Source organism: Mycobacterium sp. NGS26 (genome assembly GCF_059813025.1).
In genome coordinates, this window is the sequence record NZ_JCALDU010000008.1 from 170797 (window position 1) to 195454 (window position 24658).

A 24658-nucleotide genomic window follows, 5' to 3' on the forward strand; every position below is an offset into this window, starting at 1 on the left:
CGAGAGCTATGACAGTCCGGGTCGCCGCGAGGATCGCGGCCTGTGCACTATCCACGGGCGTTCTGGTCGGGACGCCCACGGCGACCGCCGATCCCGTCGCGCTGCCCGCGATGACGTCCGGCGGGGGCGGGCCGATCATCGGCGGCGGCAGCAACGCCGGGATCGCGCAGCAGTTGACCAGCCTCGGGAATCCGGATGTCCAGGAGGTGGACGGCTCGGACGCGGCCCAGTTCATCACCGCCGCCGCCGCGGTGGCCAACCCGCAGCTCGCGGCGCCCTTCGGGTTGTTGCGCCGGGCGCTGGCGTGCCAGACCAACAATGCCGGATTCGGGGCGCGGGCCTACCGGCGCAACGACGGCCAGTGGGGAGGCGCGATGCTGGTCGCCTCCAAGAGCACCGTGGGCAACGTCGACGCCCTCGCGTCGTGCGCCAAGACCAACTGGCGCAGGCCGACGGCCGGCAACCAGACGTCGATGTGCGACAACGGCTGGACGACGCCCAACTCCTTCGAAAGCCGGGGCGGCGAGGCGTATTACATCCTGCTCGCCGGCACGGCCGACGACTTCTGCAGCCAGCTCAACGCGAAGTACAAGACCAACGCGAGCGCTTGGCCCTTCTAACGCGTGGCCCTTCTAAAAGGGTGGCGGGTCGTTGTTGTGGGGTGTCGGCCGCAGGTCGCGGCGGGCGGCCTCGGCGGCGAGGCGGGCTTCGTTGATGCCGCGCTCCCAGCGGATGCGGGCGGCGCGGTCGGCGGCGCGGGTGCGTCGCCGCCGCGGCATCATGACGCCGCGGTTGGGCTGCGGCGCCCGCAGGTCGGTGGGCAACGTCAGCGTCCCCGTCGGGATGGCCAGCGCCGGAAAGAGCAGGGCGCCAAACGGTTTGGTGGTGTAGGTGTTGCCCGACGGGGATGTCCAGACCACGGTTCCGTCCGGCAACTGAAGATCGCGCCACCCGTTGTAGAACGTCTTGAGCAGGTGGTGGAAACGGCACAGCAGTTTGAGGTTCGACGGGTGGGTGGGGCCGAACGGGAAGGGCACGGTGTGGTCGATGTCGCAGACCTCCGCGGGGCAGTCGCACCCGGGGAACCGGCAAGTCAGGTCCCGGAATCGGATGAATTCCGCCAGTGCCGCCGAAGGCCGGTAGCCCGGCTCCGCACCGGCCCGCGGTATCACCAGCGAGGTGGTCTTGGCGAACGGCGCCAGATCGCGCAGCAGCGGCGCCGGCACGGGGCCGAATCCGGGTAGGTATGCCGGGGCGTGCGAGGCGTCCTCGAGCGCGGCCTGCTCGGCCAGCACATGGATCACGACGTCGGTTCCCGGATGCCGTTGTGCCGCCGCGCAATCGGGCGCACCGCACAGACAACGCAGACCGTCCAACCCGGCGACCAACGCACCCAGGGCGTCGGCGCGCCGCTGCTTTTTGGTGCGCGGGTCATCGCGGCACACGGTGGCGGCCAGCTGGTCGAGCGCGGTGTCCAGCGCCGCGCCGTCGGTGGAGTGCAGCTGCGCATAGAACCCGGCGAGCCCGGGAGGCGCCGGGACAAACTCGACGTAGCGGTCCTCGGTGCGAGCGCGCGGCACCCGCACGCCGGCCGGGTCGAACCGCGCGACCCACATGTCGATGCGCGCCATGACTTTCGGCTCCGACAGCGCCATCCACCGCGGGGCATGCCTGGCCAGCGCCGCGTCCAACTTCGCAACCAGCTCGGGATCGTCGATCAGGTCGGTGCGGTACACCACGGTGGTCATGAGCCGGTAGTCGATGTCTCCGCGCGCGAACACCTCGGCCACCCGGGGCAGCCGCTCGCGCAACGCGATGGCGTAACGCAACCGGCCCGCCGCCCGGCCCCGGCTGATCCCCAGCGCCGCGGCCACCTCGGCGACCACGTTCTCGTGGCCGTCGACGGCCCAACTGAGCCGCTCGGTGTCCTCGGCCGGCGCCCGCCGCGCATACAGCTCGCCGATCGCGGCCAACTCACGCGCACACATCACGTTCTGCGCGCGCGCCGCCTCCGCGATGGCGTCCACCACGCCGGCGTCGACCAGGTCTTCGAACATGCGTTCGATTATAGGAACGCCGTCTGACAACATAGGGTGATGAGCATGTCGCGCCATCGCGTCGTCATCATCGGGAGCGGATTCGGGGGCCTGAACGCGGCGAAGTCGCTCCGGCGGGCCGATGTCGACATCACCCTGATCTCGAAGACGACCACTCACCTGTTCCAGCCGCTGCTGTACCAGGTGGCGACCGGGATCCTGTCCGAGGGCGACGTCGCGCCGACGACCAGGCTGGTCCTGCGCAACCAGAAGAACGTCCGGGTGCTGTGGGGCGAGGTGAGCGCGATCGACCTGAAGGCGAAGACGGTCACGTCGCACCTGATGGGCATGCAGACGGTGACCCCGTTCGACAGCCTCATCGTCGCCGCCGGAGCCCAGCAGTCCTACTTCGGCCACGACGAGTACGCCGCCTTCGCGCCGGGCATGAAGTCCATCGACGACGCGCTCGAGCTGCGCGGGCGCATCCTGGGCGCCTTCGAGGCCGCCGAGGTCGCCACCGATCCGGCCGAGCGGCAACGCCGGCTCACTTTCGTCGTGGTCGGCGCCGGGCCGACGGGCGTCGAGCTGGCCGGCGAGATCGTCCAACTGGCCGAGCGCACCCTGGCCGGGGCGTTTCGGACCATCACGCCCAGCGACTGCCGGGTGATCCTGCTCGACGCGGCGCCCGCGGTGCTCCCGCCGATGGGTGAGAAGCTGGGCCTCAAGGCGCAACGGCGGCTGACGAAGATGGACGTCGAGATCCAGCTCAACGCGATGGTGACCGCGGTCGACTACATGGGCATCACGGTCAAGGACAAAGACGGCGGCGAGCGGCGTATCGAATGCGCCTGCAAGGTGTGGGCGGCCGGTGTCGCGGCCAGCCCGCTCGGCAAGATGATCGCCGACCAGTCCGACGGAACCGAAACCGACCGCGCGGGAAGGGTGATCGTCGAGCCCGACCTCAGCGTCAAGGGCCACCCGTACGTCTTCGTCGTCGGTGACCTGATGTCCGTCCCCGGCGTCCCTGGGATGGCCCAGGGCGCGATCCAGGGGGCGCACTACGCCGCCACGCTGATCAAGCACGCGGTGAAGGGCCACGACGATCCGGCCAACCGCAAGCCGTTCAAGTACTTCGACAAGGGCAGCATGGCGCTCATCTCCCGGTACAGCGCCGTCGCGAAGATCGGCAGGGTGGAGTTCGCCGGCTTCTTCGCCTGGCTGGCCTGGCTGCTGCTGCACCTGTTGTATCTGGTCGGCTTCCGCAACCGCCTCGCCGCCATGTTCGCCTGGGGCATCTCGTTTTTGGGTCGCACCCGCGGCCAGATGGCGATCACCAGCCAGATGATTTACGCACGGCCGCTGGCGAACTGGGTGGAGCAGCAGGCCGAGGGGGGAACCCTGGCGGCGGCCGAGAACGCCGAGGTGGCCGAGCGGAAGGCCGCGGGCTAGCGCAGCGCCTGATCGATGTCCGCGATCAGGTCGTCGGTGCCCTCCAGCCCGACGGAGATGCGAACGACGTTGTCGCCCAGCCCGATCGCCGCGCGGCCCTCGGGGCCCATCGCCCGGTGCGTCGTCGTCGCCGGATGGGTGACAAGCGATTTGGCGTCGCCCAGGTTGTTGGAGATGTCGATCAGCCGCAGCCTGTCCAGCACCTCGAAGGCCCGCTGCTTGGCGGCGCTTTCGGCGCAGTCCAGCGCGAACGTGACAACTGTGCCGCCGCCGGACATCTGACGCTTGGCCAGATCGTACTGGGGGTGTGACACCAGGTAGGGGTAGCGCACCCAGCTCACCGCGGGATGGGACTCCAGGAACTCCGCGATCCGCTGCGCCGACGAGTTGCTGTGCTCGACCCGGATCGCCAGCGTCTCAAGGCCTTTCAGCAACACCCAGGCGTTGAAAGCGCTCATCGCCGGGCCGGTGTGCCGCATCAGCTTCTGCACCGGGCCGTCGATGTACTCCTTGTCGCCGAGGATGGCGCCACCGAGCACCCGGCCCTGGCCGTCGATGTGCTTGGTGCCGGAGTACACCACCACGTCGACCCCGAGCGGGATGCCCTGCTGCAGCCGCGGCGTGGCAAACACGTTGTCCAGCACCACCTTTGCCCCCGCGGCGTGCGCCAGCTCGGTCACCGCGGCGATGTCGACCAGCGACTGCATCGGGTTCGACGGCGTCTCGAAGAACACCGCCTGGGTCGGCACCGAGAGCGCCCGCTCCCACTGCGCCGGGTCGTCGCCGTCGACGAACACCGTCTCCACGCCCCAGCGCGGCAGGATCTCGTTGCACACCACGAAACACGACCCGAACAGGCTGCGCGACGCGACCAGCCGGTCACCGGCGGCCAGCAGCGCGCCCAGCGAGGTGAACACCGCGGCCATGCCGCTCGCGGTGGCGAACGCTGCCGGGGCCCCCTCGATGAGGCGCAACCGCTCCTCGAACATCGTCACGGTGGGGTTGCCGTATCGGGAGTACACGAAGTGGTCCAGGTCGCCGGTGAACGACTTCTCCGCGACGGCGGCCGACTCGTAGACGTAGCCGGACGTCAGGAACATCGCCTCGGCGGTCTCGTCGAACCCGGACCGCAGGATTCCGCCGCGCACGCCGGTGGTGGCCGGGCCGACGCCGTCGGGCAGCGCCTTGGGGGTGCGGACCGAACGGGGGTCGGTCATAGCTGCTTCCAGGGCAATCCTATTGCCCGCCAACCTGTTTCGCCGCGATGGCCCTGCGCGTTGAGGTGGCCTTCGAAGCCGTCCAGCACGTTGTAGGCCGGGGTGATGCCGACCTCGGTCGCGACCTCGGCGGCCCCGATGGAGCGGTTGCCCGAGCGGCACAGGAAGACCACGGGGCGCTCCTCGTCGGACGGCGGCACCCGTTCCCGCAGTTCGGCCGCGAAGTTCTCGTTGGGCGTCCCGTCGGTCGTATTCCACTCGATGTACACCACGTCGCGGCCGAGGCTGGACAGGTCGGGCACACCGACGAACCGCCACTCGGCGTCGGTGCGGACGTCGACCAGCACCGCCCGGGGGTTGTCGCTGAGCATCTTCCAGGCCTCGAGGGGCGTGATATCTCCCGCGTAGCTCATCCGCGTGAGTCTCGCATATTCACCGCGGTCGCCACCTGTCGGGCGCGGTCGCGCGCGACCGCCACGTCCGGCGCCGTGGCCAGCGCCACACCCAGCGGCCGCGTGGTGTCCGACGGCCCCGAGCCGGGGCCGAACACCAGCAGGTCGGTTTCGGGGACGGCAAGCGCGCCGCCGAGCGCGCCGGCGGCGGGAAACGCGGTGCGCCCCGGCGGTATCGCCCGGGCGGCACCCGGCGAAACCATGATGGTGTCCACCGGCAGGCCGAGGACGGCGCGCGCCTGCAGGTCGAACACCGAAAGCCGCTGGCTGCGCAGGGTCACCCAGGCGCTCGGCCGCGGGCCCGCGGACACGTCGGCGAAGTACACCTCGTCGCCGTTGATCATCAGGTTGACGCCGAAGACCCCGCGCCCGCCGAGCGCCTTGACGATGCGCGCGGCGACCGATCGGGACGCGTCCAGCGCGGCGTCGGTCAGCTGCTGCGGTTGCCAGGATTCCAGCTCGCCGGCCTCGGCGCGGCGATGGCCGATGGGTGAGCAGAACTCGATCACCGGGCCGCGCGGGCCGTCGCTGCGCACCGCGTACAGGGTGACGTCCAATTCGATGTCGACCACCGTTTCGGCCAGCACCCGCGGCCTTGCCTGCGCCCCCGCCGCGCGCTGCCAGGCGGGCGCGATGTCGTCGGGGCGCCGGACCACCGAGCGTCCCGGGCCGGACGGCCCCGTCACCGGCTTGACCAGCAGCGGGTATCCGGCGTGCGCGGCCACGGCCTCGAGCTCGCCGACCGATCCGGCGAACCAGAACGGCGCGGTGGGCAGGCCCAGCTGGTCGGCGGCCAGCCGGCGCAGGCCCTCGCGGTCGGCGGTGAGCCGCGCGGCGCGGGCGCTGGGCACCAGCTCGGGGCGCTCGCCGTCGGGAAGCGCGTCGAGCGCGTCGAGGAAGGCCGTGTCGGCGGCGGACACCACGAAGTCCGGTCGCGACCGCCCGATCGCCGCCGGAAGCTCGTCCGCGGTGCTCGTCGTGGTCACCTCGGCGCCCAGCCGCCGCAGGGCGATCGCCAGCTCCCGGTTGAGCTCGCCGGCGCCCAGCAGCAGCACGCGGGGCCTGCCGTCGCCGGCGGCGCGCGCGTCGGCGGCAGGTCCTTCGGTCGTGCCGTCAGTCACCGCACAAGGATAGGTCCGCGGCACAAAACTGCTGCTCAGGGCTGGCCCGGCAGCAGCCGCACCATCAGGCCGTTGCCCTCGGCCAGCACGACGTCGTCACCGTCGACCAATTCGGCGGACACGAACGCCTTGCGCCCCTCGGTGTTGGTGACCCGGCCGCGCACCGCCAGCGGCGTGTCGATCGGGGTGATCTTGCGGTAGTCGACGTGCAGGAAGGCCGTCCGGCTGATCGGCCGTCCCGCGGCGTGCGAGATCATCCCGAACATGTGGTCGAACAGCAGCGGCAGCACGCCGCCGTGCACCGCGTGGTTGCCGCCGACGTGAAACCTGGTGAAATGGCCGGTCATCTCGACGCCGTCGGGGGCATACCGCGTCAACGTCCACGGCGGCAGCAGCAGGCTGCCCATGCCGGGCAGGTCGGGTGTCCGGCCGGCCGGCGCCTTGCCCTCGTCGGCCTCGAACGGGCCGAGCAGCTCCACCAGCGCCGCCGCGCGATCGGCCGCGTCGTCCCAGACGCCGTCGTCGGGATCGGATGACACCGCGAGGTCCTGCAGCCGGCGCATGGCCGCCACGAACCGGCCGAAGCCCGGGCCGGGGCTGGCCGGGCCGTATTCGGGGAAGCCGCCGTGGTGTTCGTATTCGGGATCGAGCTCGATCGGGTTCGGTTCGGATTGTTCCGATTGCTCGGTCACGGGCGGGCCGCCAGGACGTCGCGGCGCACGATGGTCTGATCGCGTCCGGGGCCGACGCCGATGCACGAAACATGCGCTCCGGCAAGCTCTTCCAGCCGCAACACGTAGTCACGCGCCTTGGCGGGCAGGTCGTCGAACTCCCGCGCATCCGAGATGTCCTCCCACCAGCCGGGCAGCTCCTCGTAGATCGGTTCGGCCCGGTGCAGATCGCTCTGGGTCATCGGCATGTCGTGGATGCGCTCCCCGTCGACCTGGTAGCCGACGCACACCGGGACCGTTTCCAGGCTGGACAGCACGTCGAGCTTGGTCAGGAAGTAGTCGGTGATGCCGTTGACCCGGGTGGCGTACCGGGCGACGACGGCGTCGAACCAGCCGCAGCGCCGGCGCCGTCCGGTGGTGACACCGAATTCGCCGCCGGTCTTGGACAGGTATTCGCCGCTCTCGTCGAACAGCTCGGTGGGGAACGGCCCGGAGCCGACGCGGGTGGTGTAGGCCTTGAGGATGCCCAGCACGGTGGTGATCCGGGTCGGGCCGATCCCGGAGCCGACGGCCGCGCCGCCCGCCGTCGGATTCGACGACGTCACATAGGGATACGTGCCGTGGTCGACGTCGAGCAGCGTGCCCTGCGAGCCCTCCAGCAGCACCGTCTCGCCGGCCTCCAGCGCGGTGTTGAGCAGCAACCGGGTGTCGCGGATGCGGTGACGGAATCCCTCCGCCTGCTGCAGCAGGGCGTCGACGACCTGGTGCGGGTCCAGCGCCTTGCGGTTGTAGATCTTGACCAGGATCTGGTTCTTGAGCTCCAGCGCGGCCTCGACCTTGTGGGTCAGCTGGTCGGGGTCGAGCACGTCGGCCACCCGGATCCCCATGCGGGCGATCTTGTCCTGATAGCACGGCCCGATGCCGCGGCCGGTGGTGCCGATCTTCTTGTTGCCCATGTAGCGCTCGGTGACCTTGTCGATGGCGACGTGGTAGGGCATCAGCAGGTGCGCGTCGGCGGAGATCAACAGCTTCGTGGTGTCGACGCCGCGGTCCTCGAGGCTCTCCAACTCGTCGAGCAGCACGCCGGGATCGACGACGACGCCGTTGCCGATCACGTTGGTGACGCCCGGCGTCAGCACCCCGGACGGGATCAGGTGCAGCGCGAAATTCTCCCCGGTCGGCAGGACCACCGTGTGCCCGGCGTTGTTGCCACCCTGATAGCGCACCACCCACTGCACGCGCCCGCCGAGCAGGTCGGTGGCCTTACCTTTGCCCTCGTCGCCCCATTGGGCGCCGATGAGGACGATTGCCGGCATGGCTTGCTCCCGCCTAATCCCGCCTGCTCAAGGCTGCACGTTGTGGTCCTGTGCCACAACGGTTTTCAATTCGCGGCCCGTGTTCGCGCGGTTGCCGTGCAGCGGGTTCGGGTTTGCCACCGCACCGCAAGAGCCGGTTTCCCCGGACCCGCTGAAGTGTCTGGTCACGGGATGATCCTAAAGGTTGGCTTTGATCAGGCGTCGATCACCACGCGATCACCGTGCGCCCGCGAGACGCAGACCAGCATTTCGTCGTCGCCCTCCGCGGTGCGTCCGCGGCGATCGACGTCGCCGGCCAGCACCCTGACCTTGCAGGTCCCGCAGAACCCCTGCTGGCACGAGTACGCGGTCGTCGGGTCCCGGTCGAGCATGACGGCCAGCGCCGATCGGTTCGCCGGGACGCGCAGCACCCGCTTCGAGCGCGCGAGTTCCAGCTCGAACGGCACGCCGTCGACCACCGGCGGCGGGCTGAACCGCTCGTAGTGCAGCGGCGCGTCGGCGTGTTTGGCACGCGCCGCGCGCACCGACTCGAGCATGCCGGTGGGGCCGCACACGTAGACGGCCGTCGCCGGGCCGGCGTCGGCAAGCAGCTCGTCCGCGGTGGCGAAGCGGCCACGCTCGTCGTCGGCCCACACGGTGACCCGGTCGGCGTCCACCGCCAATACCTCGTCCAGCAGCGGCATGTACTCCCGGCTGCGCCCGGCATACACTGCCCGCCAGTCGATTCCGCGCTCATGAGCCGCCCGGATCATGGGCAGGATCGGCGTTATCCCGATGCCGCCGACCACGAACAACACCTCGCGCTCGTCCGTGACGAGATAGAAAGCATTGCGGGGGCCTTCGAACTCGCACGTGTCGCCCACCTCGAAGTCGTCGTGCATCTCGACGGAACCGCCTGCGCCGTCGGCGATTCGGCGTACAGCGATGCGGTAGTCGGTGCGCCGCCCGGGCGCACCGCACAGCGAGTACTGCCGGCAGCGGCCCGACGGCAGCCGAACATCGATGTGCGCGCCGGGTGTCCAGGATGGCAGCAATCCGCCGTCGGGGTCGGCCAGCGTCAAACCGACGACATCGGGGGCGAGCAGTTCGCGTTTGGTGATCACCGCGGTGTTGATCCGCCGCACCGGCGTCACGCGCGACGGGTTCCAGCGCGACGCCGACGCCAGCCCGCCGAACAGGGCGCCCAGTCCCCACAGCGCGGTGGTGAGGCGATCGCGACGGCGGCGACCGTACAGGTCGGGTGGTCGAGTGCTCCAAATGTCCTGCGACACAGTCATCCCACCGGGGCCAGTCGTTCGGTGACCAGGTTGACCCACCGGCTGGTGAGCCGGGCGATGACGTCGGGATGCGAGGCCACTACCCAGTGCCCGCCCTCGATCGGCAGGATCCTGCTGCCGGCCGGGATCGAGCCTGTGAACCGCTGCAGGGCGGGCGTCACGAAATGATCCCGACGCGCGACCAGCACCTGCACGGGCACCGTCGTCTGGGGTAGCTGCGGCCCTGGCGCCAGGATCGCGCCGGGCATGTTGGCGCGGTACAGGTTGAGCCCGTTGAGGTAGTCGTCGATCGATCGGAGCGACGCGGCCCGGCGCGGGCTGGTGGCGCCCGCGCGGCCGATACGTTCAACTGCGGCAAAGACTTTCGCCGTCGCCCCGGATCGGATCGCCAGCTCCGGTGCACCCGGGCACAGGAAGAACCAGATGTATCCGGACGCCAGGAATTGCCTGGCGACGTCGACCACCGCGCGCGGCGTGCGAGCCGACCGCAGGAACCTGCCCGCATAGTTCAGGTGCGGCCCCGAAATCGACGTGTACGAGGCGATCCTTCCCATCACCGACTCGTCGGTGACCGCCGCCCAACCCTGTATGGAGCCCCAGTCGTGGCCCAGCAGGTGCACCTCGTCCACCCCCAGGCTGTCGATCACCGCGCCGACGTCGGCGACCAGCTGGCCGAGCCGGTATCCGGATCGGTCGGCGGGCGTTGACGATTCGCCGGCTCCACGCACGTCGTAGGCGACGACGTTGTACCGGTCGATCAGCATCTCGGCGGGCCCGTCCCAGACGTGGTGGTTGTCGGGATAGCCGTGGATGGCAAGGATGGTCGGGCGCCGCCTGTCGATCTCGCCGTAGGCGTGGACCGCCAACGCCACGCCGTCGGACGCGATCACGGTGGTGCTCATCGAGTCCTCCGAAAATCAGTGGGAGGCGCGGGCGGCCGGCGATTTCGCCAGGTACTCGACCGCGCGCCCGACGCCACCCAGTTGGGACGGATGGAAGCTCGGCTTGTAGTAGGCGCCGATGACGCCCAGGAATTGGGTCGGCCCGGGCACCAGACCGCGGCGCGCCGCGTCGAAGTAGTCGCGCCAGCGCGGCTTGGTCCCCGGCGGGAGGTGGGGGTCGACCGAGTACATGAACCGCACGCCGCGCACGAACAACCACAGCAACGCCGGCGTCACCAGCAGCTGGGTGCGCACCTGCCGCCAGTACCCGGCGCGCAGATGCTTCATGGTGTCGAAGGCGACCGCCTTGTGCTCGACCTCTTCGGCGCCGTGCCAGCGAATCAGGTCCAGCATCACCGGGTCGACGCCCATGGCGTCGAGCTGCGGGGTGTCGAGGATCCATTCACCCAGAATCGCGGTGTAGTGCTCGAGGGCCGCCACCATCGACACCCGTTCGAGCAGCCAACTCTGCCGTCGCCGCCGGCTCCACCGGGGCCGGTCGCCGATGAGCTTGCCGAACAGCCAGGCCATCTGGTTGGTGAACGGTGTGACGTCGATGCCCTTGGCCGCGAAGTGCGCGAGCACTCCCGCGTGCGCCTGGGAGTGCATGGCCTCCTGGCTGATGAACCCCTGCACGTCCAGCCGCAGCTGGTCGTCCTTGATCAGCGGCAACGCGTTCTTGAACGCGTCGACGATGAACTCCTCGCCCGCCGGTAGCAACAGGTGCAGGACGTTGCAGAAGTGGGTGGCGAAGGGCTCGCCCGGCACGTAGTAGAACGGCAGCTTGGCCCAGTCGAACTCGACGTCCCGCGCCTGAAGGACGAGTCGTTCGTGATCGAGCGAGGCGTCGTGCGGGCCCGCCGCCTGGTCATCGACTGTGAACATCGTCAAACTCCTGTCAAACCCCTTGTGTCACTAGGCAATCTGTGGCGTCTCGGACCGATTCTCCGTGATCATGCCCTCGCTTCGCAGGAACCGGACGAGGTTGTCGACGGTCTCGGTGAGGGCCGGCTCGTTCAGGCGCACCTCGGCCCGTGCACGCGCGTGCCGGTACCGGGCGTTGTCGTAGCGCTTGTCTCGCATGGCCGCGATCTTGTCCGCCGAGCGGGTGAGGAAGTCGACCAGCGGATAGATCGGGTCGCCCGGCGTGCACCGGCGATTCATCTCCTGCACGAAGGACGGGATGTCGTGGTAGGTGAAGCGGTAGCCGTACCGTTCCGACAGGATCCGGGTGATGTCCGGCAGGTTGTAGTAATCGTCGGCGGTCATGTTGAAAACTGTGCCCGCCTCGGCCGGCAGATCCATCAGCGCGACAATGTGATCCGCGATCAGGTCCGCGGGCAGCAGGCTGAGCTGGTTGAGCGCGTCGGCGGCGATGCCGTGCTCGATCATGAACGCCATGGTGCGCACCAGGATGTCGTCCTGGCTCCCGAAACCTGCGCGGGTGGGCGAGATCAGCGAGGGCCGGTAGATGCGCACGTCCAGTCCTCGCCGCCGCGCGGCGAGCGCCAGCTGCTCGCCGACCCACTTGGTCTGCGAGTAGCCGAAGTCCAGGGCGTTCATCTCCGCGTTCACGTCGGACTCCCCGACCACCGGCTTGACGCTCCACCCGTAGATGAACGTGCTGGAGACCAGGTGGAAGGTCTTGCGGTGCGCGGTCATGGCCAGCCGCAAAAGCTCATGCGTGCCAAGCACATTCGCGGGCCGCAGGGCGTCATAGGTTCTGACGTAGTTGACCAGGGCGCCGTTGTGGACGATCGCGTCGACGCTTTCGGCCAGTCGCGCGAACTCCGCCTCGCCGACTCCGAGGTGCGGCTCGGCCAGGTCACCGCAGATCACCCGCACCCGCGACCGGACCTCGCTCTCAAGGCTCGGCGACCACAGCCGGGCCCGCCGCAGCGCGGCGACGATCCGGTCCAGACCATGCTCTGCATCCGTCGCGCGGATCAGCGCGTGCAGGGTGTAGGACGTGCGCCCGAGCAGGCTGCTCATCAGGAACGGTCCCAGGAACCCGGTGACGCCGGTGACCAGGACGTCGCCGCGCGCACCCGCTCGTGCCGGCGGCAGCTCCGGAAGGGGCAGCCGCGCGTCGGCGCGCATCTGTGCGGCCTCGTGAGCCTCGTACTCGGCGGAGATCTCGTCCAGCGCCCGCCGCAGGGCGGCGAGCGGTTGGTCGGAGCCCTCGCCGAACTGTCGCATCAGCCGGAAGAACTCGGCGATCGTCAGGCGCTGCAGCAGGCGGGTGTTGACCTCCTCGGCCAGCTCGCCGGCGCCGTGCTCGTCGAGCAGGGCCCGCAACTCGCCGCGCAGCTCGGCCAAGGCCACCGAGTCGATGCCGAGGTCCGCGAAGGAGCAGTCCTCCTGCCCGGTGAGGTCGTAGCTCTCGATCAGGTGGCGGAACCGTTCGAGGGAGCCCGTGCTGGCGTCCTGCCGGTCGTGGGTGTGGTGGGCCGTCCGGTTTATCCAGGTCGCCAGCACGGGCAGCTTGTCGTCCAGCCAAAGCTGGCGGGTTTCCGCGCGCCGGATCTTCCCCGAGGTGGTCTTGGGGATGCTGCGCGGCGGCACGAACACGATGGCGTGCGGATCGATGTGGGCGTGCCGTCGGATCGCTCGCGCGAGGGCCTTGCCGTCCGGGAGTGCGCGCTCGTCGCGCGCCTCGGCGACCACCACCAGCGATTCGTGCTCCTCGCGTTCGACCGAGAAGGCCGCGACACAGCCGCTGCGAACTTCCGCGGACGACCGCTCCGTGACCGCCTCGATGTCCGAGGGATAGCAGTTGACGCCGCGGACGATGATCAGGTCCTTCTTGCGGCCGCAGACGAAAAGCTCACCCTCGTAAAGGAATCCGAGATCGCCGGTCCGCAGATAGGTGCGCTCGTCGTCGCCGGCGATGCGGGCCGCGAAGGTTTCCGCGGTGAGCTCGGGCCGATGCCAGTAGCCGCCCCCCTTGGAGGGTCCGTCCACCCAGATCTCGCCGACCCGGCCGTCGCCCAGGGCATGCCTCGATTGCGGATCGACGATCCGGACCGTGTTCCCGGCGACGGGCTTGCCGCAGCTGACCACGGCCGCCTGGTTGCCGTTCTCGGGCAGGGCCTTTTCGACGCGCGCGAGGTTGTTCTCCAGCGCGCGCTTGTTGAGGGTCAGGGTCTGGCGCCCCCGCATGGACACGATCAGGGTGTTTTCCGCCATGCCGTAGGCACCGGTCAGCGCGCCGGGCCGCAGACCGTAGGGGGCGAAGCGCTCCCGGAAGCGGGCAAACGTGTTGGGCCGCAACGGCTCCGCGCCGATGACCATGCTCTCCAGGCTGCTCAGGTCGGTCCCGGCCAGCTCGGATTCGGGCAGCTTGTCCTCGCGCAGGCAGTACTCGAGGGCGAAGTTCGGCGCCGGCGTGTGCGTGGCACGCACCTGGCCGATCAGCCGGAGCCAGGCCGACGGCCGATTCAGGAAGTCCAGCGGTGACATCGCATGGGTGGTCCCGCCGACGACCAACACGAACAGGTACGGGGAGATCAGGCCCATGTCGTGGTACTGGGGCAGCCAGCTGACACACACCTCGCTGCCGGTGAAGGCCGAGGCGTTGGCGATGACGTTGGCGTGGCTCACGATCACGCCCTTGGGATCGCTGGTGGAGCCGGACGTGTACTGCAGGAAGAGCACCGGGGCGGGCGTGTCCGGCACGTGGGCGCCGCCGAAGTCCTGCGCGCCGTCCGTCCCGAACCAGGGCAGTCGCGCCAGCTGCTGGGCATCCGGCCAGGGCAGCGCGGCCCGTCGGTGGCCGAGCATTTGGCGGAAGTCGTACTCGAACTGCTTGGTGGACAGCACCACCTTGGCCTGGCTGTCCCGCGCGACGTAGTTGAGCTTGGCCAGGCCGGCCTCGAACGCCATGGGCGTGGGAGGGCTGACCGGGACGGCGATCACGCCGATCCGTGCGCACGCGAAGAACGCCGCCACCATCTCGAGACCCGGCGGGTAGACCAGCAGCGCCCGATCTCCGGACCGCAACCCGGCCTCGGTGGACAAGTAGGCGGCCAGCTCGCGCGTCCGTTCGGCGAAACTCTGGTACGTGTAGTGCTCCAGCTCCCGACCGTCGACGTCGACGAACCGGTACAGGGTCTGGTTCGGTATCCGCGCTTCCCCCAGCCGCAGGTAATCAAGCAGCGTTTCCACGGTAGGCCCTTCCCATCGCTCTCGACTGAAAGTCACTGCCCACGAATCGATATAAGGCCAATTTAACGCTTTCGATTGACACCAGGCAAAGGTTCGGATTGGTCTCACAGCTTAAATACAGGCAGCACATTTTCGCGATAATCCAGTCGCCACGCCCGGTCAAGAAATACTGCGATCAGTATTTAATGATGTAGCTAGCTGGCAGTTCTCTTCCTGATCTCCTTGAATACGGAGATACTGACCTACGCGCCACGCTTTTCTGCACAATTCTGCAAACAAAATGGGAATTTCCGCTTCGGCACTTTATTAGCAAACTCGCCGCATTGCCACCCCGCCGAAGCACGCCGCGCGCATATACTGAAACTGATCTACTGACATACTGACGTACTGCTCGTGCGAGGAGGCTGGACATGAGCCCTAACCGCCCCGACGCCGGCCGATCACACGCTGCCATGACGCCGGTCACACCGTCGCTGGCCGCGGCGCCGACCGACTCCTTTGCGATCGGACGAACGCGCGGTGCGCGCATACGGCGGACGGTCGACCTGTTAGCCGGCCAGCACCGAGCTCTCGACACCTGGCAGCGCGAAGCCGCCGACCGCCTCGGGGTCGCCCGCGTCACCGGACAGGAGGTCCTCACCGCGCTCATCGATCAACTGCTGAGCGACCCGAGACTGTCCGCCGAAATCATTCGTTCGCTCCAGGCCCGACGGTGATCACTCCGCCGACGGCCGTCACGATCACCCCACCTGGGCGACGCGGACGCGCGGCCCGGCACGAGCCACCAGCCTGACGATTCCCACGAAGCGCTCGCCGTCGATGATCGGCGACAGCGGCTCGTCGTCGGCCTCGATGATCATCTCTTGACCGTTGACGTCGCGTACCTCGTCACCGCGCAACCTCCCGCTGCGAAGCGCCGTGGGAAGGTTCGCAATGATCTTGGAGGGCCTCATGTTTCCGGCCTGGAAGTGCAGCGCGCCGGGTTTCTCCGCCTTGGGAAACAGCCGGAACCCCGCACCGATGTGCAGGTCGATCGCGCCGGCGTGCACAAGCCGGTGCGTCCGCGTCGGGACCTCCTCGCCGTCGATCACCACCCGGGCCCGCGTCGGGGCGAACAAACTGGTCGCATAGTTGGGCCTGCTGGAGCGCACGACCTTGTTGGCAACGTAGTCGCCGAACGAGCGGGCAATCACGCGAACGACGTCGGCCCGGCCATGGGTGTGGCTGTCGTAGTACTTGTCGTAGAAGCGGTTCCCGACGCCCCCGGCGGCCAGCCCGAAGCAGAGCCGATGGAACTTCGCGCCGTCGGCGGTCTCGCCGTCGAGCGCCAGCGTGTCCAGCAGCACCTCCGGCGGCGGCCGGTCCGTCTCGGCGGCGGCCGCCAGCGCGCGCACGATCGCCGTGGGCCGCCCCCGCACTCGCGCCTTGCGCGCGACCGCGTTCACGCTGCCACCGTTGTCGGGCACGAACGCCGGCCAGCGTTCCGGATCGCCGATGGCTCGCTCGGTTTCGTTGATCAACCAGTTCAGCGAGCCGTCGCCGCCGTCGCTGACCAGGTGGCTGACCCGCGGAAGGAGCCGTTCCATGACCCCGCGGACGTCTTCGACCGAGCTGGTTTCGTGCACCTCACCCCACGGGCCGACGATGCGGCGCAGCTCGGCGCCGCGCTCACCCCGGGCGGCACGGTTCTTGCGCGCGACCGGATTGACGATGACCCCCAAGTACATCCGAACGTCACCGATGCGGGTCTGGCTCGACGGGCGCATCGGACCGCAACTCAAATGCTCCTTTCGGGGGGCTTTTCCGCACGATACCTGCGGCCTCGCGGTTGGCGGGTCGGTGGCAGGTCAGTGGCGGTCGGCCAACCGTGTCCGGTAGCCGTTATTAGGGTGGCTGCATGCCTGGTTGGACCGCCGCGGAGCTGCCCTCGTTCGCCGGACGCACCGTCGTCGTCACCGGCGCCAACAGCGGTCTGGGTGAGGTGACCGCCCGTGAGTTGGCCCGGGTCGGCGCCCGCGTCATCCTCGCCGTGCGCGACACCGCGAAGGGTGCGGCCGCCGCCCTGCGCATGACCGGCGTGACAACCGGCCAAGCCGAAGTGCGTCACCTGGACCTGCAGGACCTGTCCTCGGTGCGCCGCTTCGCCGACGGGATCTCCCACGCCGACGTCCTGATCAACAACGCCGGCATCATGGCCGTCGACCACGCGCTCACCGCCGACGGCTTCGAGCGCCACATCGGCACCAACCACCTCGGGCACTTCGCGTTGACCAACCTGCTGCTACCCAAGCTGACCGACCGCGTGGTGACCGTGTCCTCGCTGCTGCACAACATCGGCCACATCAGCATCAACGACCTGAACTGGCAATCCCGGCCGTACTCGAGGTGGCTGGCCTACGGCCAATCGAAGCTGGCCAACCTGCTTTTCACCAGCGAGCTGCAGCGGCGCCTGGATGCCGTCGGATCGTCGCTGCGCGCGCTTGCCGCCCACCCCGGCTGGTCGCACACCAACCTGCAGGGACGCTCCGGCCGCAGGTTGACCGACGCGGTGGTGCTGGCCGCCGACCGTGTGGTGTCCACCGATGCCGAATTCGGTGCCCGGCAAACCCTGTACGCGGCATCGCAGGATCTACCGGGCGACACGTTCGTCGGCCCGCGATTCGGCCTGTACGGCCCGACCCAGCCGACCTGGCGCAGCTGGCCGGCCAAGCGCGCAACCACCGCCGCCACGCTCTGGGAGCTGTCCGAACGGCTCACGGATACCAAGTTTCCGCTCTGAGCCACCCCGTGAGCTGCTTCCACGGCCGCGGCTAAATTGGTGAGGTAGTGACCGGACGCGCGTTTCGGCGCGGGCTCTCAGGGCAAGCGGCAGAAGAGACGGAGCCGGATGCCGGCGAGGAGGGCACCCGATGTCGAAAGCGGATCTTGCAGTGTTCTATGCGCTGTGCGCCGCACTGGCATCGGCGATCGGCAACGTCGTTCGTCAGCGGGCCGCGCAGGAGGTCACCGACAAACCCGTCGGCCACCTGGCGCTGTTCGGCATGTTGCTGCGCGACAAACGCTGGTGGCTGGGCGGCGTGGGCGACATCTCCAGTTACTGCCTGCTTGCCCTCGCCCTCGACGACGGCTCGGTGTTGTTGGTCATGTCGCTGCAGGTGACGGCGTTGCTGTTTGCCCTGCCGATCTACTCGCGGTTCGCCCGTCACCCGGTGACCCGCCGGGAATGGATGTGGGCGGTATTGCTGGCCGTGGCGTTGGCGATAACCATCGCCCTCGGGCAGCCGGTGGGAGGCCAGGAGCGGGCAACCGGCAGCACCTGGCTTGTCGTCGCCCTCGTGATGGGGCCGCCGTTGGTGTTGTGTTTGATCGGGGCCCGGGTCTGGAGGGAACGTCCGGTCGCGGCCGTCTTGCTGGCGGCGGTCGCGGGTTCGTTGTTGGCGGCGTTCGCGGTGCTGATGAAGGGCGTCATCGACATCGTCGAGCACCACGCCGGGCAGTTGTGGCAGGCGCCGGAGCTTTATCTGTGGGTGTTCTGCGGAGTGGCCGGAATGATCTATCACCAATCGGCGTATCGGGCCGGCGCGCTGACCGCCTCGCTGCCCACGATCATCGCCGCGAAGCCCGTGGTCGGCGGCGTGCTGGGCGTCCTGGTGCTCGAGGAGACGGTGCGCACCGAGGGCACGCAGTGGTTTGTGCTGGCGGTCGCGGTGGTGATGGTGATCGTCGCGACGGTGGGCCTGGCTCGCGGTGAGGCCGCCACCATGGCGGCCGGCGCGGGCCGAGACCTGAAATCCGCCCACCGCAAGGCGCCGTCGCAAGGCTTGGGCGCCGAGGTCGCTCGGGATCGGCGATCGGGCTGAACACTCGGCATGGAAACCGTGGGGGTGCTGTTGTTCGGCGATCGACGCGTGCCGAGACCGCTGACCGGCCTGCCGGTTCACGCGGGCGACGTCGACGCCGCGATCGGCGCCTACCGGCGGCTGGTGGTGGTCGGCGGCGACGCCGATCTGGCCGCGGTGCTGACCGGGCTGCTGCGCGCGGGACGGCTCGACGTCGAGGTGGCCTACGTGCCGCGCCGGCGCACCCCGGCGACCCGGGCCTATCGCCTCCCCGCCGGCCGGCGCGCGGCCAGGCGCGCCCGGCGCGGCACGGCCCGGCGGGTGCCGCTGATCCGCGACGAGACCGGGTCGGTGATCGCGGGCCGGGCCGGCTGGCGGCCGCCCGGCGACGGGAAGCTCCTTCACGGCGAGGCGGTGGTCGACGACACCCCGCTGTTCGACGGCGACGTCGCCGGCGTGCGCGTCGAGCCGACGCTGGCCATGCCGGGCCTGCGGGCGTCGGCGCGAAACCGGTTGTGGCCCAGGTGGATCAGCGGCCGCGCGGTCCAGCTGGGCAGCACCGGCGTCGTCGTGGTGCGCGACGGCGTCGCGGCGGCCCGCCCCGCGCGCCGCTCGACGTTCTTCCGCCACGTCGAGGGCTGGCTGCTGGTCCGCTGACTTCCGGCTATTTCGTCGCGGCGAATTCCACGGTCTTCGCGTCACGCGCGCGAGCTGGGTGGCCCACGGCAGCGGACACCGCGACACCGTTCGGCTGGTGTTCGAGGTAGTCGAAAAACATTCCCACGGTGGCGTCAGCGCCCGGGGCGTCGGCACCGACCATCTCGTCGTCGGGCGTGGGGATCGCGCAGCTTTCGCCGATCACTGACGCGGTGCGCACTCGTCCATCGTCATTCTTCACGAAAAGGTTTGCGGAGCCGCCGACGGCGCGCAACCGGCCGAGCAACACCGAGAACCGTTCATCCTCCATCGCAACAATCACGGGAAAACTACCGTCGTCACTGGTGACGGGTAATTCCACGCCCCCTAAGGCGCCACCTGCGAGGTTCCAGTCAACTTCGCGGCGAAAAGCGTCGAGTCGGTCATCGCTCATGTTTGCTCACGCTCCTCACCCCGGATGGTACGCAAACGTTCGTAGATCAACGGTTGCGCCACCCGGTAAGCATTTTGTACGTCGTCTACGACATCCAGCCGCTGGATGGCGCGTGTTGCACCCTTTTGCGGGTGGTGGTGACAGCTGCCATGGCAACAGTCGACGTATTCGACTGTCTCCCAGCCCTCGGAGGTGAGTATTTGGAGATTTATCACGAAATCGACCAGTTGGCCTTTCCGGTACCAGATCAGGTTTTGCACCCGGACCGTGTTGAGATCGTCGCCAGCGGTTTCCCATTGTCGCGCGAGGGAGTTTCGCCGATCGGGCCGCTATGCCCCTTCGCTTGATTCCAGCCGATCGACTGCCTCGCGGCGTGCTTTGCGGAGCTTCTGCTGCCCCTGCTGCCGGCGGCGAACCATGCCGGGCACGATACGTTCATCGGCCGACAAACATGGTGGCCAGCTCAGAGGACGTTCAGCGCGTCCGGTCACGTTTCGGGGCGGCGCGGTGTCGATGTTGTATGACACCCGCACGAATCCGCGCTGCCTACTGGACGACGACGGCCCTGCTCACCGCCGAGTGCTTCGTGGGCGGGGTGCTGGGCGCCTTCCGACTGCAACCGTTCAACCGCGTGATGACGCATCTGGGGTATCCGCCGTACTTCATGACCATCCTCGGTGTCTGCTACGTCTCGGCCGGCGTCGCGCTGCTGGCGCCGCGCCTGGCGCTGGTCAAGGAGTGGGCGTACGCGGGTCTGATGTTCGTCTACGCCGGGGCGATCGCGTCGCACATCTGGGTCGGCGACGGCGCCACCACGCTGGTGGGTCCCCTGGTGTTCGCGGGCCTGGCCGTCGCCTCCTGGGCGCTGCGCCCGCAGTCGCGGCGCGTCGAGAGGCCGGTCCGGTAGTTTCGATCGGTGAACTTCCCACGGGCGCGCGAATCGGTGCGGCCCAGCCCGATCTTCTTGGCCCTGCTCGGACTGACGGCGGCGGGCGGCGTGCTGGCCTGGCTGGCCGGATCCAGCGTGCGGCCGCTGGCCTACGTCGGGGTCTTCATCTTCGTGATCGCCGGGTGGCTGGTGTCGCTGTGCCTGCACGAGTTCGGCCACGCGTTCACCGCCTGGCGGTTCGGCGACCACGACGCCGCCGTGCGCGGCTACCTGACCCTGGACCCGCGGCGCTACAGCCATCCCGCGCTGTCGCTGCTGCTGCCGATCATCCTGGTCGCGCTCGGCGGCATCGGGCTGCCGGGCGCCGCGGTCTACGTGCGGACCTGGTTCATGACGGCCACCCGCCGCACCCTCGTCAGCCTGGCGGGACCGGCGGCCAACCTCGCCCTGGCGGTGCTGCTGCTGGCGCTGACCCGGCTGCTCTACGACCCGGCCCACGCCGTGCTGTGGGCGGGCGTCGCGTTCCTGGGATTCCTCCAGCTCACCGCGGTGCTGCTGAACCTGCTGCCCGTCCCGGGCCTGGACGGCTACGACGCCCTGGAACCGCATCTGAGTCCGGAGACCCAGCGCGCCCTGGCGCCGGCCAAGCAGTGGGGCTTTTTCGTCCTGCTGTTCGTGCTGTTGGCGGCCAGCCCGTGGTTCTTCGCGGTTGTGCTCTGGTTGTTCGATTTCTCCGGGGTGCCGCACTGGCTGGTGTCCGCCGGAAACCAGTTGACCCGGTTCTGGAGCCGCTGGTTCTGACGCTTGCAATATATGCGTAGCCACGCATATATTGCAATGCTATGGGCGCCGGCCACAACCACACCCCCGCCGGGGGCCAGGCGTCGCGGCTGATCCCGCGGATGATCGCGGCCGCGGCGATCCTGGCGGCGTTCTTCGTCGTGGAACTGACCACGTCGCTGCTGATCAACTCGATCGCGTTGCTGGCCGACGCCGGGCACATGCTCACCGACGTGGTGGCCGTGTTCATGGGGCTGGCCGCCGTCGTGCTGGCGCGACGCGGCAGCTCGTCGCCCGCCCGCACCTACGGGTGGCATCGCGCCGAGGTGTTCACCGCCGTCGCCAACGCCGGCCTGCTGATCGGCGTCGCGCTGTTCATCCTCTGGGAGGCCATCCGGCGGCTCGGGGACGCGCCGTCGGTGCCCGGCGTGCCGATGATCGTGGTGGCGCTGGGCGGGCTGGCCGCCAACCTCGTGGTGGCGGTGCTGCTGCGGTCGCACTCCTCGGACAGCCTGGCCGTCAGGGGCGCCTATATGGAGGTCGTCGCCGACACCGTCGGCAGCCTGGGGGTGCTGATCGCCGGCGTGGTCACCGTCACCACACACTGGCCGTACGCCGACGTGGTGGTCGCCGTGCTGGTCGCGCTGTGGGTGCTGCCGCGGGCCATCACCCTGGCCCGCGACGCGCTGCGCATCCTGTCCGAGTCGTCGCCGACCCACATCGACGTCGAGGAGCTGCGTTCGGCCCTGCGCGCCGTCGACGGCGTGACCGAGGTGCACGACCTGCACGTGTGGACGCTGTCGCCCGGCAAGGACATGTGCACCGCGCACCTGACCAGCGGCGCCGACTCCGCCCGGGTGCTGCAGGACGCGCGGGCGGTGTTGTCCGCACGCGGGTTGCACCACGCCACCGTCCAGATCGACGGCCCGGGCGGCGACGGCGACTGCCCGGACGGCTGCTAGAGCCCGAGCTCTGGCCGGGCCGCGGGGTCGCAATCGTCGAGCAGGTCCAGGCAGCGTGCGTACTCGTCGGTCTCGCCGATTGCGTCGGCGGCCCGCGCCAGCGCCGCCACGCACCTCAGGAAGCCCCGGTTGGGCCCGTGCGCATACGGCACCGGGCCGAAACCCTTCCAGCCGTTGCGGCGCAGCTGGTCCAGGCCGCGGTGATAGCCGGTGCGTGCGTACGCGTAGGCGGTGATGGCCTTGTCGTCGGCCAGCGCCTCCTCGGCGAGCGCCGCCCAGGCCACCGACGCCGACGGATGCGCCGCGGCGACGATGCCCGGGTTCTCGCCGGCGAGCAGCTCGGCCTCGGCGTCGCTGTCACCGGGCAACAGAATCGGATCGGGTCCCAGGAGATCACCCATCGGCGTCATGTCGTCTATTCTGCCGTCATGCCCAACGCACCCGAGCCCGACCGCGGCGGGACGCCGAACCGGCCTGGGTCCGATCCACACGAATCCCGGAACGATCCGGGTGCCGAGCGGGCCGTGGAGCCCGGCGAAGACGAAACCGAGGGCCAGCCGCTGGTGCCCGACGACGCCGAGACCGAGACCGTGGTGATCAACAAGCCCGAGCCGGCCGGCGACCCCGAGCCGAACCCGGAGAGGCAGCAGCGCGAACGTCGTTTCACCGCACCGGGATTCGACGCCAAGGAGACGGCGGTCATCGCCACCACACCGGAGCCCGCCACCGAGGCCTTCGCCACGCCCCCGGCGCCCCCCGGCCCGCCGCCACCGCCAGCCGGCATGCCACCGAAATCAGCGGTGCCACAGTCGATTCCGCCCCGCGATGGGGAAAAAAGCCGGATCTCAAGGCAATTCAACTGGGGTTGGGTGCTGGCGCTGGTCGTCATCGTGCTGGCGTTGGCGGCGATCGCGATCCTGGGCACCGTGCTGCTGACCCGCGGCAAGCACATGAAGGTCTCGCAGGAAGACCAGGTGCGCCACACCATCCAGCAGTTCGACGTCGCGGTGCAACGGGGCGACCTGACGGCGCTGCGCAGCATCACCTGCGGCACCACCCGCGACGGCTATGTGGACTACGACGAACACTCCTGGGCCGAGACCTACCAGCGCGTTTCCGCGGCCAAGCAATACCCGGTGATCGCCAGCATCGACCAGGTCGTGGTCAACGGCCAGCACGCCGAGGCGAACGTCACCACGTTCATGGCCTACGACCCGCAGGTCCGCTCGACGCGCAGCCTGGACCTGCAATACCGCGACGATCAGTGGAAGATCTGCCAGTCGCCCAGCGGCTAGCTTTTACTTGCCGAGCAGACGCAAAAGCCCCTATTTCGCACCGAAATTAGGGGCTTTTGCGTCTGCTCGGCAGTCTCAGCCGACCGACCTTCCGGCGCAGTGCAGGTCGTTGCAGGCCTCGATCACCCGCGCCGTCATCGCGGCCTCGGCCTTCTTGAGGTAGCTGCGCGGGTCGTAGGCCTTCTTGTTGCCCACCTCGCCGTCGACCTTGAGGACGCCGTCGTAGTTGGTGAACATGTGGGCGGCGATCGGGCGGGTGAACGCGTACTGGGTGTCGGTGTCGACGTTCATCTTGACCACGCCGTAGCGCAGCGCCTCCTCGATCTCCGACTTCTCCGAGCCCGATCCGCCGTGGAAGACGAAGTCGAACGGCTTGGCCCGCAAAGCATCGGAGTCGCGCAACCCGAGCTTGGCCGCGGCCACCTTCTGGCCCTGGGCGAGGATGTCGGGGCGCAGCTTAACGTTGCCCGGCTTGTACACGCCGTGCACGTTGCCGAAGGTCGCGGCCAGCAGGTAGCGGCCGTGCTCGCCGTGGCCCAGCGCGTCGATGGTTTTCTCGAAGTCCTCGGGGGTGGTGTACAGCTTGTCGTTGATCTCGTTGGCGACGCCGTCCTCCTCGCCGCCGACCACGCCGATCTCGATCTCCAGGACGATCCTGGCGGCCGCGGCCTCCTTGAGCAGCCCCCGCGCGATTTCCAGGTTCTCGTCGATGGGGACCGCGGAGCCGTCCCACATGTGCGACTGAAAGAGCGGGTCCTGGCCGGCGGCCACCCGTTTCGCCGAGATCTCCAGCAGCGGCCGCACGTAGGTGTCCAGCTTGTCCTTGGGGCAGTGGTCGGTGTGCAGCGCGACGTTGATCGGGTACCTGGCCGCGACGACGCGGGTGAACTCGGCAAGCGCCACCGCCCCGGTGACCATGTCCTTGACCCCGAGCCCCGAGGCGAACTCCGCGCCGCCGGTGGAGAACTGGATGATGCCGTCGCTGCCCGCGTCGGCGAATCCCTTGATGGCGGCGTTGACGGTCTCCGACGACGTGCAGTTGATGGCCGGGAAGGCGTAGGAGTGCTCCTTGGCGCGTCCCAGCATCTCGGCGTAGACCTCGGGCGTTGCGATGGGCATGCGTCAGTATGGCAACACCGCGACCGGTTTCGATACC

Annotated in this window: 25 protein-coding genes; 11 read left to right on the top strand and 14 right to left on the bottom strand. The window is 69.1% G+C overall.

Annotated elements, in window-relative coordinates; genetic code table 11:
* Window positions 1-8 precede the first annotated feature (8 nt).
* Window positions 9-620: a hypothetical protein gene (locus AC5Y6X_RS23550; protein WP_499989545.1), complete on the top strand. Its 612-nt coding sequence runs from the start codon at window positions 9-11 to the stop codon at window positions 618-620.
* A gap of 12 nt (window positions 621-632) precedes the next feature.
* Here AC5Y6X_RS23550 and AC5Y6X_RS23555 read toward each other — a convergent pair whose 3' ends face one another.
* The gene (locus tag AC5Y6X_RS23555; RefSeq protein WP_499989546.1) at window positions 633-2057 is read right to left on the bottom strand and encodes an HNH endonuclease signature motif containing protein; all 1425 of its coding nucleotides are present in this window, start codon (window positions 2055-2057) and stop codon (window positions 633-635) included.
* Window positions 2058-2102: 45 nt separating this feature from the next.
* On the opposite strand from AC5Y6X_RS23555, the gene AC5Y6X_RS23560 reads away from it, so the two are divergent.
* Window positions 2103-3485: an NAD(P)/FAD-dependent oxidoreductase gene (locus AC5Y6X_RS23560; protein WP_499989684.1), complete on the top strand. Its 1383-nt coding sequence runs from the start codon at window positions 2103-2105 to the stop codon at window positions 3483-3485.
* Here AC5Y6X_RS23560 and AC5Y6X_RS23565 read toward each other — a convergent pair.
* The 9 genes from AC5Y6X_RS23565 to AC5Y6X_RS23605 form a co-directional block, all read right to left on the bottom strand.
* The gene (locus AC5Y6X_RS23565; protein WP_499989547.1) at window positions 3482-4702 is read right to left on the bottom strand and encodes an O-succinylhomoserine sulfhydrylase; all 1221 of its coding nucleotides are present in this window, start codon (window positions 4700-4702) and stop codon (window positions 3482-3484) included. The two genes, AC5Y6X_RS23560 and AC5Y6X_RS23565, sit on opposite strands and share 4 nt — an antisense overlap.
* The gene (locus AC5Y6X_RS23570; RefSeq protein WP_499989548.1) at window positions 4699-5115 is read right to left on the bottom strand and encodes a rhodanese-like domain-containing protein; all 417 of its coding nucleotides are present in this window, start codon (window positions 5113-5115) and stop codon (window positions 4699-4701) included. The genes AC5Y6X_RS23565 and AC5Y6X_RS23570 overlap by 4 nt, the downstream gene beginning before the upstream one ends.
* Entirely contained in the window at window positions 5112-6275 is a 1164-nt protein-coding gene (gene purT, locus AC5Y6X_RS23575; RefSeq protein ID WP_499989549.1) for a formate-dependent phosphoribosylglycinamide formyltransferase, read from the bottom strand. The genes AC5Y6X_RS23570 and purT overlap by 4 nt, the downstream gene beginning before the upstream one ends.
* 35 nt (window positions 6276-6310) lie before the next feature.
* Window positions 6311-6967, bottom strand: coding sequence for a PaaI family thioesterase (locus AC5Y6X_RS23580; RefSeq protein WP_499989550.1), 657 nt, complete (start codon window positions 6965-6967; stop codon window positions 6311-6313).
* Window positions 6964-8262 carry an adenylosuccinate synthase gene (locus tag AC5Y6X_RS23585; RefSeq protein WP_499989551.1) on the bottom strand — a complete coding sequence of 433 codons (1299 nt, stop codon included), beginning with the start codon at window positions 8260-8262 and terminating at the stop codon, window positions 6964-6966. The genes AC5Y6X_RS23580 and AC5Y6X_RS23585 overlap by 4 nt, the downstream gene beginning before the upstream one ends.
* 194 nt (window positions 8263-8456) lie before the next feature.
* Window positions 8457-9539: a PDR/VanB family oxidoreductase gene (locus AC5Y6X_RS23590; protein ID WP_499989552.1), complete on the bottom strand. Its 1083-nt coding sequence runs from the start codon at window positions 9537-9539 to the stop codon at window positions 8457-8459.
* Complete coding sequence (locus AC5Y6X_RS23595; protein ID WP_499989553.1) at window positions 9536-10441, bottom strand: alpha/beta fold hydrolase; 906 nt, start codon at window positions 10439-10441, stop codon at window positions 9536-9538. The genes AC5Y6X_RS23590 and AC5Y6X_RS23595 overlap by 4 nt, the downstream gene beginning before the upstream one ends.
* Window positions 10442-10456: 15 nt before the next feature.
* The gene (locus AC5Y6X_RS23600; RefSeq protein WP_499989554.1) at window positions 10457-11365 is read right to left on the bottom strand and encodes a metal-dependent hydrolase; all 909 of its coding nucleotides are present in this window, start codon (window positions 11363-11365) and stop codon (window positions 10457-10459) included.
* 30 nt (window positions 11366-11395) lie between these two features.
* Window positions 11396-14647 carry a thioester reductase domain-containing protein gene (locus AC5Y6X_RS23605; RefSeq protein ID WP_499989555.1) on the bottom strand — a complete coding sequence of 1084 codons (3252 nt, stop codon included), beginning with the start codon at window positions 14645-14647 and terminating at the stop codon, window positions 11396-11398.
* A 410-nt stretch (window positions 14648-15057) separates the two neighbouring features.
* Here AC5Y6X_RS23605 and AC5Y6X_RS23610 point away from each other — a divergent pair, with 410 nt between their 5' ends.
* Window positions 15058-15363 (top strand): hypothetical protein, encoded by a 306-nt coding sequence (locus tag AC5Y6X_RS23610; RefSeq protein ID WP_499989556.1) that lies wholly within the window; start codon window positions 15058-15060, stop codon window positions 15361-15363.
* 24 nt (window positions 15364-15387) lie between these two features.
* Here the strand turns inward: AC5Y6X_RS23610 and AC5Y6X_RS23615 are convergent, their stop codons facing one another.
* Window positions 15388-16374, bottom strand: coding sequence for a diacylglycerol/lipid kinase family protein (locus AC5Y6X_RS23615; protein ID WP_499989685.1), 987 nt, complete (start codon window positions 16372-16374; stop codon window positions 15388-15390).
* 170 nt (window positions 16375-16544) lie between these two features.
* On the opposite strand from AC5Y6X_RS23615, the gene AC5Y6X_RS23620 reads away from it, so the two are divergent.
* From AC5Y6X_RS23620 to AC5Y6X_RS23630, 3 genes are all read left to right on the top strand, one after another.
* On the top strand, window positions 16545-17426 hold the full coding sequence (locus tag AC5Y6X_RS23620; RefSeq protein WP_499989557.1) for an oxidoreductase: 882 nt from the start codon (window positions 16545-16547) through the stop codon (window positions 17424-17426).
* Between the two features lie 130 nt (window positions 17427-17556).
* On the top strand, window positions 17557-18507 hold the full coding sequence (locus AC5Y6X_RS23625) for a DMT family transporter (RefSeq protein WP_499989558.1): 951 nt from the start codon (window positions 17557-17559) through the stop codon (window positions 18505-18507).
* A gap of 9 nt (window positions 18508-18516) precedes the next feature.
* Entirely contained in the window at window positions 18517-19143 is a 627-nt protein-coding gene (locus AC5Y6X_RS23630) for a peptidase M50 (protein ID WP_499989559.1), read from the top strand.
* A gap of 7 nt (window positions 19144-19150) precedes the next feature.
* Here AC5Y6X_RS23630 and AC5Y6X_RS23635 read toward each other — a convergent pair whose 3' ends face one another.
* Window positions 19151-19576 carry a hypothetical protein gene (locus tag AC5Y6X_RS23635; RefSeq protein ID WP_499989560.1) on the bottom strand — a complete coding sequence of 142 codons (426 nt, stop codon included), beginning with the start codon at window positions 19574-19576 and terminating at the stop codon, window positions 19151-19153.
* A 2-nt stretch (window positions 19577-19578) separates the two neighbouring features.
* Between AC5Y6X_RS23635 and AC5Y6X_RS23640 the strand changes: the two genes are divergently transcribed.
* The 4 genes from AC5Y6X_RS23640 to AC5Y6X_RS23655 all read left to right on the top strand — a co-directional run bounded on the left by AC5Y6X_RS23640 (window position 19579) and on the right by AC5Y6X_RS23655 (window position 22207).
* A complete protein-coding gene (locus AC5Y6X_RS23640) occupies window positions 19579-19923 on the top strand; it encodes a hypothetical protein (protein WP_499989561.1) in 345 nt (114 codons plus the stop codon).
* A 173-nt stretch (window positions 19924-20096) separates the two neighbouring features.
* Window positions 20097-20483, top strand: a complete 387-nt coding sequence (locus tag AC5Y6X_RS23645; protein ID WP_499989562.1) for a DoxX family protein — start codon at window positions 20097-20099, stop codon at window positions 20481-20483.
* Between the two features lie 9 nt (window positions 20484-20492).
* The gene (locus tag AC5Y6X_RS23650) at window positions 20493-21266 is read left to right on the top strand and encodes a site-2 protease family protein (protein ID WP_499989563.1); all 774 of its coding nucleotides are present in this window, start codon (window positions 20493-20495) and stop codon (window positions 21264-21266) included.
* A 41-nt stretch (window positions 21267-21307) separates the two neighbouring features.
* The gene (locus tag AC5Y6X_RS23655; protein WP_499989564.1) at window positions 21308-22207 is read left to right on the top strand and encodes a cation diffusion facilitator family transporter; all 900 of its coding nucleotides are present in this window, start codon (window positions 21308-21310) and stop codon (window positions 22205-22207) included.
* Here AC5Y6X_RS23655 and AC5Y6X_RS23660 read toward each other — a convergent pair.
* Window positions 22204-22617: a DUF3151 domain-containing protein gene (locus AC5Y6X_RS23660; protein WP_324681629.1), complete on the bottom strand. Its 414-nt coding sequence runs from the start codon at window positions 22615-22617 to the stop codon at window positions 22204-22206. The two genes, AC5Y6X_RS23655 and AC5Y6X_RS23660, sit on opposite strands and share 4 nt — an antisense overlap.
* 18 nt (window positions 22618-22635) lie before the next feature.
* Here AC5Y6X_RS23660 and AC5Y6X_RS23665 point away from each other — a divergent pair, with 18 nt between their 5' ends.
* Window positions 22636-23502 (top strand): Rv0361 family membrane protein, encoded by an 867-nt coding sequence (locus AC5Y6X_RS23665; RefSeq protein WP_499989565.1) that lies wholly within the window; start codon window positions 22636-22638, stop codon window positions 23500-23502.
* 75 nt (window positions 23503-23577) lie between these two features.
* Here AC5Y6X_RS23665 and fbaA read toward each other — a convergent pair whose 3' ends face one another.
* Entirely contained in the window at window positions 23578-24621 is a 1044-nt protein-coding gene (gene fbaA / locus AC5Y6X_RS23670) for a class II fructose-bisphosphate aldolase (RefSeq protein ID WP_499989566.1), read from the bottom strand.
* Between the last annotated feature and the right edge of the window lie 37 nt (window positions 24622-24658).